The sequence below is a fragment of the Gammaproteobacteria bacterium genome, from assembly GCA_014075255.1.
In the GTDB taxonomy this organism is placed as follows: domain Bacteria; phylum Pseudomonadota; class Gammaproteobacteria; order UBA4575; family UBA4575; genus JABDMD01.
Window position 1 is genome coordinate 863,093 of the sequence record CP046178.1, and the last position, 13,605, is coordinate 876,697.

General features: G+C 36.5%; 13 protein-coding genes. 7 read left to right on the forward strand and 6 right to left on the reverse strand.

The genetic code is table 11. The annotated features are described in order from the left end of the window. Positions 1-20 precede the first annotated feature (20 nt). Genes GKR92_04430 through sdhC form a run of 3 tightly spaced genes read right to left on the reverse strand, consistent with a single transcriptional unit; the run spans position 21 to position 2,626 of the window. Positions 21-1,811 carry a succinate dehydrogenase flavoprotein subunit gene (locus tag GKR92_04430; protein ID QMU60983.1) on the reverse strand — a complete coding sequence of 597 codons (1,791 nt, stop codon included), beginning with the start codon at positions 1,809-1,811 and terminating at the stop codon, positions 21-23. A 13-nt stretch (positions 1,812-1,824) separates the two neighbouring features. Further along, complete coding sequence (gene sdhD, locus GKR92_04435) at positions 1,825-2,196, reverse strand: succinate dehydrogenase, hydrophobic membrane anchor protein (GenBank protein QMU60984.1); 372 nt, start codon at positions 2,194-2,196, stop codon at positions 1,825-1,827. A 37-nt stretch (positions 2,197-2,233) separates the two neighbouring features. Then, entirely contained in the window at positions 2,234-2,626 is a 393-nt protein-coding gene (gene sdhC, locus GKR92_04440; GenBank protein QMU60985.1) for a succinate dehydrogenase, cytochrome b556 subunit, read from the reverse strand. A 283-nt stretch (positions 2,627-2,909) separates the two neighbouring features. On the opposite strand from sdhC, the gene GKR92_04445 reads away from it, so the two are divergent. Continuing rightward, complete coding sequence (locus tag GKR92_04445) at positions 2,910-3,851, forward strand: folate-binding protein (protein QMU60986.1); 942 nt, start codon at positions 2,910-2,912, stop codon at positions 3,849-3,851. 1 nt (position 3,852) lies between these two features. Here GKR92_04445 and GKR92_04450 read toward each other — a convergent pair whose 3' ends face one another. Next, entirely contained in the window at positions 3,853-5,001 is a 1,149-nt protein-coding gene (locus GKR92_04450) for an LbtU family siderophore porin (GenBank protein ID QMU60987.1), read from the reverse strand. 169 nt (positions 5,002-5,170) lie between these two features. On the opposite strand from GKR92_04450, the gene GKR92_04455 reads away from it, so the two are divergent. The 6 genes from GKR92_04455 to GKR92_04480 all read left to right on the forward strand — a co-directional run bounded on the left by GKR92_04455 (position 5,171) and on the right by GKR92_04480 (position 11,165). Next, the gene (locus GKR92_04455) at positions 5,171-5,851 is read left to right on the forward strand and encodes a response regulator (GenBank protein ID QMU60988.1); all 681 of its coding nucleotides are present in this window, start codon (positions 5,171-5,173) and stop codon (positions 5,849-5,851) included. Then, positions 5,844-7,238, forward strand: a complete 1,395-nt coding sequence (locus GKR92_04460; protein ID QMU60989.1) for a HAMP domain-containing protein — start codon at positions 5,844-5,846, stop codon at positions 7,236-7,238. Before GKR92_04455 ends, GKR92_04460 begins: the two co-directional genes overlap by 8 nt. A 103-nt stretch (positions 7,239-7,341) precedes the next feature. Further along, complete coding sequence (locus GKR92_04465; protein ID QMU60990.1) at positions 7,342-8,475, forward strand: glycosyltransferase; 1,134 nt, start codon at positions 7,342-7,344, stop codon at positions 8,473-8,475. A gap of 95 nt (positions 8,476-8,570) precedes the next feature. Further along, complete coding sequence (locus GKR92_04470) at positions 8,571-9,593, forward strand: hypothetical protein (protein ID QMU60991.1); 1,023 nt, start codon at positions 8,571-8,573, stop codon at positions 9,591-9,593. A gap of 72 nt (positions 9,594-9,665) precedes the next feature. After that, positions 9,666-10,055, forward strand: a complete 390-nt coding sequence (locus GKR92_04475; GenBank protein ID QMU60992.1) for a hypothetical protein — start codon at positions 9,666-9,668, stop codon at positions 10,053-10,055. Between the two features lie 129 nt (positions 10,056-10,184). Then, the gene (locus tag GKR92_04480) at positions 10,185-11,165 is read left to right on the forward strand and encodes a glycosyltransferase (protein QMU60993.1); all 981 of its coding nucleotides are present in this window, start codon (positions 10,185-10,187) and stop codon (positions 11,163-11,165) included. 31 nt (positions 11,166-11,196) lie between these two features. Here the strand turns inward: GKR92_04480 and GKR92_04485 are convergent, their stop codons facing one another. Then, positions 11,197-11,919, reverse strand: a complete 723-nt coding sequence (locus GKR92_04485) for an FkbM family methyltransferase (GenBank protein ID QMU60994.1) — start codon at positions 11,917-11,919, stop codon at positions 11,197-11,199. Between the two features lie 176 nt (positions 11,920-12,095). Beyond that, positions 12,096-13,598: a lysine--tRNA ligase gene (gene lysS, locus GKR92_04490; GenBank protein ID QMU60995.1), complete on the reverse strand. Its 1,503-nt coding sequence runs from the start codon at positions 13,596-13,598 to the stop codon at positions 12,096-12,098. Positions 13,599-13,605 lie beyond the last annotated feature (7 nt).

Consider the following 13,605-nt stretch of genomic DNA (forward strand, 5'->3'; position numbering starts at 1 on the left):
TCTCTCTAATACGCCCTTAATTAATATACGCGTGGTTTAGGTGGAACAACTTCAACATCGTCAGTTTGTGTATACATGTGTACCGGACGATAGTCTATTGTAACGTTGCCTTTTTCATCTACCGAAACCAAAGAATGCTTCATCCAATTATCATCATCACGATCAGGATAATCATCGCGCGCTTGTGCTCCACGACTCTCGGTACGATTCAACGCAGATTGCGCAGTGGCCAATGCTTGTGGCATTAAGTTGGTAAGCTCTAATGTCTCAACCAGATCTGTATTCCAAATCATTGAGCGGTCAGTAACTTTTAAATCATCCATTTGATCATTTAAGGCTCTCAGTTTATCTAAGCCTTTTTGTATTGAGTCACCTGTTCTAAACACTGCAGCATGATTTTGCATAGTCTTTTGCATTTCCATGCGTAGGTCTGCTGTAGACACACTACCATTGGCATGCCGTAGCTTATCGAATCGATCTAATACTTTATCTACCGCACCATTCTTTAAATCGCTATGCGGTTGCTTTGGCTTAACCAATTCTGCTGCGCGTATTGCAGCCGCTCTTCCAAATACAATCAAGTCTAGTAATGAATTTGAACCTAAACGATTTGCACCATGCACAGATACACATGCAGCCTCACCAATTGCCATCAATCCAGGAATTACGGTATCGGGGTCTCCATCTTTAAGTGTGACCACTTCACCTTGATAGTTAGTTGGGATACCGCCCATGTTGTAATGCACAGTAGGAATCACGGGAATTGGCGCTTTAGTGACATCTACTCCTGCAAATATTCTTGCCGACTCTGCAATACCAGGTAACTTCTCATTAATAACGTCTGCACCTAAATGTTCTAAATGAAGATGAATATGATCATTTTCTTCACCGATACCGCGACCTTCATTAATCTCAACCGTCATGGAGCGGCTCACCACATCACGAGAAGCCAAATCTTTTGCGTTAGGAGCATAACGCTCCATAAAACGATCTCCTTCAGAGTTTGTTAAGTAACCACCCTCTCCACGCACACCTTCAGTAATTAAGCAGCCTGCTCCATAAATTCCGGTTGGGTGAAACTGCACAAATTCCATGTCTTGAAGCGGCAATCCGGCACGTAACACCATGGCATTTCCATCTCCTGTGCAAGTGTGTGCTGAAGTACAAGAGAAATAAGTCCGACCGTAACCACCCGTAGCGAGTAACACCATGTGAGCACGGTAAATATGTAAATCACCTGTAGCTAAATCCCACGCCATAACACCTTTACAAGTGCCATCATCATCCATTAGCAAATCAGTCGCAAAATACTCAATAAAAAATTCCGCATTGTGCTTTAAAGACTGCTGATAAAGAGTATGCAAAATCGCATGACCTGTTCGATCCGCTGCAGCACAAGTGCGCTGCGCAATACCTTCACCATAGTGCGTGGTCATTCCACCAAACGGCCGCTGATAAATTTTACCTGCGTCAGTTCTAGAAAACGGAACGCCGTAATGCTCAAGCTCCACAACCGCAGGAATGGCCTCGCGACACATATATTCAATTGCATCTTGATCGCCCAGCCAATCAGAACCTTTAACCGTGTCATACATATGCCAGCGCCAATCATCATCACCCATATTGCCTAAGGCTGCACTCATTCCACCTTGTGCCGCCACGGTATGACTGCGTGTTGGAAACACTTTTGTAATGCACGCAGTAGATAGACCACTCACTGCCATACCTAAAGTTGCGCGCAAACCTGCTCCGCCAGCACCTACCACCACAACATCGTAGGCATGCTCAATTACATTGTAAGCTTTACTCATAAGTTAAATATTTTTATAAAAAGATTTTTAGCAATGCAACAATTCCTGCTACTGCTAATGCGATGCAAAGAAAATTAATTAGAATTATTGTGACTACTTTTAACCAGCCGTGCACATAGTCCTCTACAATTACTTGTAGACCAAGCTGCGTGTGGTAAAAGGTTGCTGCAACAAACAAAATAAGTAAAACGGCTACATAGGGTGTTTGCAACCAAGCGACTACGGTTTCATAGCTGGCATCACCTAACATCGCTACAGCAAAAGCCATCCAAATTGCTAGTGGGATTAGCGCTATTGCCGTTAGTCTTTGCAGCCACCAATGACTAGCACCTTCTTTAGCTGACCCTAGACCTTTTGCTTGTGATAATGGTGTTCGTAATGACATAAATACTCTAGTTTAATTTTTCTCGATTATAAAATGGTTATACGTTCGTGCAGTAATAAGCTGCACCCCATACGGCGAAGGTAAGTATAAAACTAGCAATAATTACCCATACACCCGACTTGGTTGTCGTACTTTTCTCAAAGCCATAGCCCGCATCCCAAAACAAATGACGAATGCCATTAAAGAGATGCAAAAAAAGTGCAAAGGTCCAAAGAAAAAGAAATGCTTTACCCACTTTATTGGTGAGAATTCCTTGTATCCACTCATAACATTCTGGATCAGCAGCAATAGCAACGAATATTGCAACCATTAGCGCAGCACCTATAGCAAGTGCAACACCAGTGATACGATGCAAAATTGAGATCGCCATGGCTAAAGGCCACTTATATATCTGCAAATGTGGCGATAATGGCCGCTCAAAGTTAGCCATATAACTCCTCTTTAGAATGTTAGTGATGTATGCCTCTACCTAATATTACTCGTAGGTAAAATAACCGTTGCAGTATAGAGGCAATTAAATCGATTTATTATGGTCTGAATACTACCCGATTGATGACCGATATTGAACATATCTCTAAAGAAATGCGAATAATTACAATCGCTTAAATGATTTTAATCCTTTGTTTTATGCTAGATTTAACCCTATAGCAGAGCAACTAATACAAATATATGTACGATTATTTTTAGTTTGACTACATTTTAAACAATTTAATATGAACAAAACCTATTTATGCGATTTATCGAATCTTGGCCTTATTCGAGCTAGTGGCGAAGAAACTCAGACTTTTCTACATGGTCAGTTCACAAATGATTTAAATCTAGTAACCGAAAATATCAGCCAACTCAGTAGCTACTGCAATCCAAAAGGCAGAATGCTTTCTATCTTTCGAGTTTTCATGAGAGGTAACGATTACTTTTTGCTAATGCCTAGAGATGTCATTGAAGCAACCTTAAAAAAACTCACCATGTTTAAACTTATGGCAAAAGTTGATTTAACAGATGTATCTGACGAATTTTCTTTATTTGGTCTAGCAGGTCCAGACACAGATTCATTTCTAAAAGAAAACAATCTATCAATTCCTGGGAAAGTAGATCAATCAGAACAAACAAATGAAACCACTATCATTCGAATTCCAAGTGATAACTCTCGAGTTATTATTATAAGTAAACCTGAAAACGCAACAGCAATACAAGAATCTTTATCAGCAAACTTAGAAACCTCTTCAATAGTTTGGGAATTGGAAGACATTCAAAATGGTATTCCGCAAATCACTGCAGAAACAAGCGAAGCCTTTATCCCTCAGATGGTTAACCTAGAACTCATCGGAGGCGTCAATTTTCAAAAAGGTTGTTACCCAGGGCAAGAAATTGTCGCCCGTACACATTACTTAGGCAAACCGAATCGCCGCATGTATCGAATTAGTATTAATAGTGAGAATTGCCCATCACCTGGAACCAATATTTTTTCAATCAAAGATGGCGAACAACCCGTAGGTAAAATAGTTAGCGCACAAAAATCAAGCAGTGATGACTGCCAAGCACTGGCAGTAATGCGAACCGAAAAAGAAAATGCTGATGATTTACACATAGACTCGTTAAGCGGACGTGCAGTAACTATAATGGACTTACCTTATTCATTAGAGGTTACAAAGTAATCTAGAACTCTATACTAAACTGAACTGCGACAAGATCACGGTCATTTAATTCATTATCGTCATCGTCGAAAACAAAATTGTTTTTATACTCACCATGCAAGTAATCTAAAGACAAATTTATCCTTTTAGCTGGTCGCCAAGTGACATTCATGCCGTATTGTTTACCAGGTTCTTCAGAAAATTCTTCACTACCCTCATACCTTATTGCAAATTGTAGATTTGGATTAGGAAAATAAGCAAATTCAATATTGTAGGCTTCAGGCCTGTCTTCCTGATTATCAAACTCTTTAAATCTATTGGCTGCTTGTGTTATTTCAGTAGTTATTTCAAATTTATTAAACCCGAATAAAACAAAAGCATTCCAGGCAGAAACTCTTTCTTGATAAAAATAATTTTCATCGCGTAGAAATCGCTCGTCACTTTCTGAAAGATCTGACAAGTAACCTAATCCGAATCTAATATTTTCATTATTTGAAACATACTCTAGCAAAGCACCCCAATCATATTCGCTTGACTTGTTCTGCTTTTCTACATCGCTATCTATAACAAACAGTGAAAATTCAAATGCCTCGTATATAGAGTAATCTACGATCACACCATTTTTGATGGTTTCACTAAACTCAAGCATCGGTCCCGTGATGAAGTGACTATAGTATTCCCCAAAAGGTGCCGATACTCTCCCTGCCTCAATTCCAAGACCAATATTTTCAAAATCAAAAAATACAAACGCCTCATCCCACTTACCATCTTTTTGATTATTGTCATATTCAAGCTCATAAACTAATTCTGCACCAAACCATTCTGTGAACGAGAGTTCGAATGTAAATTGTAGTGCAGGCGTGGTATCTCCATATTCTCGTATCTTTTTATCGTTTTTAAAATTATCTTCAAAGTATTCCTTCTCTATTTCCAGCAAGCCAGAAAACTTAAGCCAATCCGTTAATGCAGTTCCTAATCCTGCCTCACGCCTTTCCTCAGGACTACGATAAATTCTTGCGTTAGAGTGTTCATTCGATAAAGCTTTATTTTCAATTATTTGGTCTTCAGTCGCAAAAAGATTTCCGCAATTCGCTAATAAAGCTATTACAAAACAAACTTTGGTTAAATACTTTAATATTTTAGTCCGTATATTTGTAGCAAATATAAACATATATAAAGTTAACCAGATGGTAATGTTTCAAATATAATTATTGCATTACTGTTAACAATACAACACTTGAGGATTTAGTAATATATATTGAATACGCGTATCCTATTACCTAGAACCAATACTAGAGATGCTTTAATTTAACCACAAGCATTTCAGAGGTATTTTATCTATGAAATTACTACTTATTGAAGACGATCAAGTGATTGCAAATTTCATTCAAAAAGGAATGAAAGAGGCAGGTTTTGTTATTGATCATATGCAAGATGGTCAAATAGGCCTAAATGCAGCTGTCAGCAAACAATATGATCTTGCCATAATTGATTTAATGCTTCCTAAGCTTGATGGCTTAGCTATTATTGATCGTATACGCGAAAAAAAAATCAACCTGCCTATTATCATTTTAAGTGCTAAGCGAACAGTAGATGATCGTATAGATGGTCTTCAACATGGAAGCGATGACTATTTAACAAAACCATTTTCATTTAGTGAATTATTAGCACGAGTTGAAGCTTTACTACGTAGATCGAACAATACTGTAGAACCAACTAGTTTGACTATTAATGACTTATCGTTGGATCTATTATCTCGCACCGTAGTACGAGATGACAAAAGAATTGACCTCCAACCCAAGGAGTTTGCATTACTTGAATATTTAATTAGGCATACAGGCCATGTAGTTTCTAAAACAATGATAATGGAACGTGTTTGGAACTATGATTTCGACCCAGGCACTAATGTTGTAGAGGCGCGCATTAGTAAACTTAGAGAAAAAGTTGATAAAGGCTTTAATACGCCACTAATCCACACTGTTAGGGGCTTGGGATACATACTCAAAGAAGGTGATGTTTAAACTTCCAAACACTTTATCATTTAGATTGACGTTATGGTATGTAGCCACTTTCATATTCATATTGCTTGCGGCACTAATTATTTTCTACTTAATGGTAAAGACAACACTTAATGCGCGCATAGATGAAGATTTAATTGAAGAAGTATCTGAATTTAGAGCAATGTACGAAAAAGGCGGATTCTCTGAGATACAACATGAAATAGAAAATGAAGCATTAGACGAAGACAGCGACAAAGAATTTATAAGATTACTTAATAAAGAGGGCAAAGAGCTGTTCACATCTGATTTATCGAAGTGGAATGGTATGCACACTATTCAAACAATTTTACAAAAAACAATTCTCTCTCATCCTAAGCCCATATTAGAAACCATTCAATTCAAAAGTAAGGACCACGCTACAAGAATTGTTTATGGCCTTGTTGCGCCAAATATTATTCTACAAAAAGGAGAATCTACTGAAGAAAAGAGTGAACTAATGGAATTAATCGCATTGGTATTTATACCGTTATTTTTAATCGTGATTCCTATAGCTACATATGCAGGTTGGAAGGTAGCCAAACAAGCTACTAAAGGTATAAATGAAGTTAGTCATGCAGCAGCAGAATTAGAAAAAGGTGAATTTACACATCGTGTAGCCATACATTCCCAAAGAGACGAAATTCAAATTCTAGCTGATACATTTAACAACATGGCAGAACGAATAAATAGCCTGATCACTGAAATGCGCGAGATGATAGATAATATTGCACATGACCTTCGTAGCCCACTAGGAAGGATCAGAGCTATATCTGAAAGCGCCTTATCAGGTACTGATTCTATTAAAGAATATAAGACCGCTGCAGTCGACACACTTACGGAATGTGACCGTTTAATCAATATGATAAATACAACTCTTGATATAGCAGAAGCTGAAGCAGGGGTCTCTAATAGCACACGCGAACAAGTAAACTTAGGTCATTTAATTGAAGAAGTCTGTGAGTTATTTGAGCCCGCTGCAACAGAAAAAAGTATTACATTATCATTCGAAAACAAATTAGAGCGTTATATTCAAGGCAATAAACAGAGTTTACAACGCATGTTAGCCAATTTATTAGACAATGCACTAAAATATACCCCTAGTAGCGGTGACATAAAGGTAGTACTAACGAACAATCCTGATGCTCTACGTATTGATATAACGGATACTGGCGTAGGAATACCATCGTTAGAACAAGAAAGGATTTTTGATCGTTTTTATCGTTGTGATGGTAGTCGCACAACAACTGGATGCGGTCTTGGCTTAAGTTATGCAAGAGCAGTTGCTCGCGCACATGATGGTGACATTATAGTTGTAAGTAAGCCAAATAAAGGCAGCAAATTCACCATCACTTTCCCTGCTCCGCATTGAACTCTTATTCTATTACCAATTGATAATGCACAAATAACTTTTTAGTTAAATTAGTTCTGTATGTTGGTATTTGAGATAAAATTATTTCTCAGATTATATATACATGAAAATTGCTCACGTTCTTGGAACATTCGATCGAACTGGTATTACAACAGTCGTAATACAATTATCCAAGACCATGGCCAATTCAGGTCATAATATTGATATTATCGTATGGGATTGCAATAATATCCCCAAACTACCAAACAATGTTAATGTTGTCGCAATAAATGTTTTTGGTCTATCTCGACGGCCTCTATTAGGAAAATATATACGAAAATTCCATAAGCGATTTCTTACTGATGTAATTTACTATTATTTATATTCTTCGTTTTTTTCTAAATTAATTGAAAAAAAAATATTTTCTCACAATAATTACCATCAAGTTTTCTTCCATGGGATGAGGTATTACCCATTTTGTAAAGTTAACTTCCCACATGTAGTTGTTGCACATAATACCAAGTCACGCAGTCTATTAAACACCACTAGTTATATTAAAAATACAATCAGCAAGTATTGTATTAAATATATTTATAGAGGAAAAACTATTCTTACCGTATCTAATGGTGTAAGAGATGATTTAATCAATAATTTCTCTGTTAATAAGAAAAATATATTTTGTGTATACAACCCATTCGATATTGAGGATATAAAAAAGAAATCTAATGCATTTACACCCGCCTTCAATCCAAAGAATGGTTATATACTTGCTGCAGGCAGAGCATCAAAACAAAAGAGATTTGATGTATTGCTTAATGCTTATGCTTTATCGAATATAAGCGAATATCTAGTTATTATTGGATCTAATCAAAAGCACTTTAACGGATTGAAAAAATTAGCATCAAAATTAAATATAAGCCATAAAGTCCACTTCATTGATCACCAAGACAACCCCTTCCCTTTCATAAAACAGGCAAAATTGGTCGTAGTTACATCTGAATACGAAGGATTTGGCAACACTATAGTCGAATCATTGATCTGTGGAGTCCCTGTAGTAAGCACAGATTGCATGTCTGGACCTAATGAAATTCTTATTGGTGAATTAAAAAAGTACTTAGCTAAGACTAATAATATCACTGACATTGCTAATAAAATTAAGATGTGCCTTAGCGATAATCCAAAAATAAACTCTGCAAACCTAGCGAGGTTTGATGACAATTACGTTGCATTCAAATATTTAGAACATATTATCAATTAATAATCATTACCAATTGATAATTCAAAAAACAGCAATTGGTTAAGTTCCTCAAGTAATTTAAATCTCGTAATTATTTTTAAGTACGGGAGAAAACCATGCATCATTCAATTTTTAGTAAACAACTACTGATTGCACTATCTTTAGTCGTATTTAGCATTACCACAACCAACAGCAACGCAAATCACTATAATAAAAAGGAACGCACATGCACAAAAACTGCAAAGTTTTTAAAATACTCATGTGGTTTTGAAGTCAGAGATGACTATTTAGCTGGAATTGCAGTTTGCTTAAATGAATCAAATAACGGCGATCAACGTGACTGTTTGCGAGAAACAAGAATTTCTCAACGCGAAGGGCATCAAGAATGCCGCGAAGTATTTCGAGCTCGCAAAGATTTATGCAATAGCATTGGCGAAGAACCATACGACCCACCATTTGGTGAAAATTTTGCTGAGTATTTTATTAACCCCACTGAAATTGGTAATAGTGTCAGCCCTAACCCTTACTTCCCACTTGTCGAAGGTAACAGATGGGTCTATGAAGGCACATCTATTGGAGATGAAGGTGAAGAAGAAACCGAAACAGTAACAGTAACAGTTACGGATCAAACCAAACTCATTGATGGCATCACTTGTGTAACCGTTATTGATGTTGCAGAAGTGGATGAAGAAGTCGTAGAAATTACAGATGATTGGTATGCGCAGGATATCTATGGAAATGTTTGGTACTGTGGCGAAATCTCACAAAACTTTGAGCTATTCGAAGGTGATGAACCTGAAACTCCAGAGCTCGTCGATACAGAAGGATCATGGAAAGCCGGACGTGACGGTGCAAAAGCAGGTATTTTACTTCCTTCAGTTCCAGAAGTTGGTGAATTTTATCGTCAAGAAGTTTTCTGGGGTGATGCTGAAGATGTTATTGAAATTTTAGCAACTGATGCAACAGAAACCTCCCCGGGCGGATCCTGCAATGGTAACTGTCTACAGACATACGACTTCACTCCATTGGACGCTGAAGCGAATGAAAATAAATACTACCTACCTGGCACTGGATTAATTGTCGAAATTGATCTGGAAACTGGTGATCGTGTAGAACTTATTGAGTTCACCTCAAATTAATTTACTTGACAAGTGTGGCGAACGACATTAGTTCGCCACATATTTAATAAAATTAAAACATATAACCAAATCATGGACAAACAGATCACACCTTTAGAAAATACTGTATTAAATTTATTTGGATCTCGATCTAACAAACATCAAATTCTTTTATCCACACAAATTTCTCAAGCACGCGTCGAATCAAGACAAATTACAAATGTAGGTTTCATTACTAAATTTAGAATGCCAAATACGATCACCACGTTAACCACCATGAGCAAACGTAAAGTGTTTGAAATTTATGCAGAACATCCGCACACGCATGCAGGTGCCGAATTCTCACTTTGGTTTGAATATGGTAGATTAAAATATTTGGAAGGCTATGTGTTTGTAGGACAGTGGCCCACAGAAGAATATAATTTCCATTTTTTAGATTATAACGACTCCCTATGTTCCGAACTTGTAAATTCTAACTCTTAATATTGCAATTCATTCTATTACACGTATACAAATTACATATCTAAAGTAATACTAATTATTACCATTTGGTAATCTACTAATCATCTTATAATTAAGTTCGCTAAGTATATTAGGAAGCGTGCATTCCATATGCACTTTTCTAATTACTTTGGTGTTTTAATTATAATGAAGCTTTCTATTGTTATAACCTCGTATAACTATTCTCAGTTTCTATATAGATGTGTTATATCTGTTATAAACCAAAACCACTTAGATAGTGAAATTTTAATTGTTGATGATGGATCAACCGACAGCACAAGAAATATTGTTGAAACAATTATACGTGAACACTCTCATTGTTCTATAAAGTACATTTGGCAGGAAAATATGGGAGTATCTAGCGCGAGAAATCATGGAATTGCTGAAGCAAATGGCGAATATATTTGGTTTTTAGATGCTGATGACTACTTAATTAAAAACTCTCTACAGATTATTGAACAATACATTAGTAGAAATCCTAATATAGACATGCTATTTGGTGGTTATGCAGCTATATATATTGATAAGATCGTAGACAAATTCCCTAGTAAATTAAGTTTATCTAGGCATATCAATTTCAAGAACTTCATCAAGAGAAAAGTTCGCGGAATCACTATTGGTGCAACTATTATAAGAAAAGCTCTGCTGCATAAGTATATGTTCTCAGAAAACTTACACGTAGGTGAAGATTATGTGTTAATTTCAAAAATTCTAGCTGTCAGTGATCAATGCTTCTCTTTACAAGAAATTCTCGTTAACAAGAGAAGAGATAGTGAAATTAGTTTAAGAAATAATCATACAAAAGCAGCAGTATCTCAAGTTAATTGTGTAGAAGCCTTATTTGGTGACTCCAATTTAGATAACAAGCACAAGAAACATAAAAATTATTTTATTTCGACTAAATATCTACCCGCCAGTCGTTCTTACTATTATATTGAAGATTATAAAAAGTCTGTTTCATGCTATTTATCAGCAATATCAAAATATCCACTTGCTGTTTTGCGAACAAAATATTTGAAGATTTTTATTAAGTCTCTATATATGTTGATCAAGACTAGATTAATCTCGAATTCCAAACTTACTTTCTCTTAAAGTATTGCTTTTAACTCTGGAAACAACCTGCCTATGGTTTAACCATTACACAATCAACTTCAATCAACTCTAACGTTGTTCCATCTCGATCTACAGCATATAAACCAGAGATATTAAATCCTTTCTGCTGACAAAACCCTAGAACCTCTCCATAAGGCGGGACATGCTCGTATATTGATTTAAGTGATATCTCAGTCTGCAATCCTATTAAGCTACTTATGCATAGCTGTGCGCCTTTAAATACCTCAAAATCATGCCCTTGAGTATCTATTTTCAAAAAACAATTATGTTTACTTATTGAAATGGACTCACGTTTTATAAATTCATCGAGCGTTATCATTTCAACCCGCTCTTGTCTTAATATTTTAGATGCTTTGCCTGAACGCAGTTTGCCAAATTCACTAAATTTATGAAGAGAAGCTAATCGGTCACGCTCAGAAATCGATATTGTAACTTCACAGGAATCTGCACCCAGAGCTAAATTATAAGCTTTCCATTTTGCATCTGAACGACTTGTTGCCTTTAACTTATTGAATGCAACACTACCCGGCTCTATAGAATAAATTAAACCCTGATAGCCATTAGCACGTAACATCTTAGCAAACTGGCCTTTATTCGCACCCACATCAAAAACCAAATCAATTTCATAATTTTGAAAAAGGTTATTTAGATGCGTCCGAAGTGTAAGCTCAATAATCTTTGGTTTTTCTAATTCATAACCAAATTTTTGAGCAATAATACGAGCTATATTCATAGCAATTTAAAACTATTTGAATTGAATTCGAAGAATATATTTGCAATTATTCTATGATTTTTCTAATTCAGAATTGCTAAACATTACCAATTGATAATCTAATAATCAGCTAATGTACTCTGCTACATCTCCAGTTGCTTAGTGCTGTCACACTATAGTTTCGTATTTGCATGACTTTAAATTGGCCGCATATGTGGGAATAGAATCACATCACGTATCGTATGTGAATTGGTAAATAGCATTACTAAACGATCGATTCCAATTCCTTCACCTGCAGTAGGCGGCAACCCATATTCCAATGCACGTATATAATCTTCATCGAAATGCATAGCTTCATCATCGCCCGCATCTTTTTCTGCTACCTGGACTTTAAAGCGTTCCGCTTGATCTTCAGAATCATTTAATTCTGAAAAGCCATTTGCCAACTCTCTGCCGCCTACAAAAAACTCAAAACGATCCGTTACAAACGGATCATCATCATTTCTTCGTGCGAGTGGAGAAACTTCAGTTGGATAAGCAGTAATAAAAGTGGGATCTTTAAGATTTTCTTCCACCGTTTTTTCAAATATTTCAATTTGAATTTTTCCTAAGCCATAACTATCTTTAATCGGAATGTTTAGTTGTTCAGCGACCACCTTTGCATTACCTATATTATCTAAATCATCTTCCGATAATTTAGGGTTAAAATGTAGAATTGATTCTTTAACGCTCATTCGTGCAAAAGGCTTACTAAAATCATAGGTGTCTTCACCATATGCAATCGAAGTAGAACCAAGCACTTCATTACATACACCTCTTAGCATTTCTTCCGTAAGATCCATTAAGTCATAATAATCCGCATAGGCTTGATAAAATTCAAGCATAGTAAATTCTGGGTTATGACGCGTAGATAAACCTTCGTTACGAAAGTTACGATTGATTTCAAATACACGCTCAACCCCGCCGACAACTAAACGCTTCAAATACAGTTCGGGCGCGACGCGCATATATAAAGGTATGTCTAAGGCATTATGATGGGTTTCAAAGGGTCGTGCCGTTGCGCCGCCCGGTATCACTTGCATCATCGGCGTTTCGACCTCTACATATCTGCGTTCTGAAAGAAAGTCTCTCAAGTATTGAATAATTTTAGTACGCGTATTGAAAACTTTACGTGATTCTTCATTCATAATGAGATCAACATAACGTTGGCGATAACGCTGCTCTTGATCTGTTAAGCCATGAAACTTTTCTGGCAATGGCCTGAGTGACTTCGTTAATAAAGAAACGGTTTCCATTTTTACATACAGGTCGCCTTTACCAGATTTATTAATCGTACCTTCAACGCCTATGATATCGCCAATATCCCAGGTATCTATATCTTTAACTTGCTCTTTCTCTAAGCCTTTACGATCGATATATGCTTGGATTCGGCCCGTCATGTCTTGTAATACAATAAATGGCCCGCGCTTAGCCATAATGCGACCCGCAATTTTTGCATGCTGATTTAAATCAACAAGCTCTTCTTTAGATTTATCACCGTATTTTTCTTGCAAATCTTGCGCATAACTATCTCTACGAAAACTATTCGGAAATGCATTGCTACTTTCACGCATTAAGTTTAATTTTTTACGACGCTCTGCGATGAGTTTGTTCTCATCAGCACTTTGATCTATTTCTTGTGTTTTATTTTCTTCAGACATAATTTTC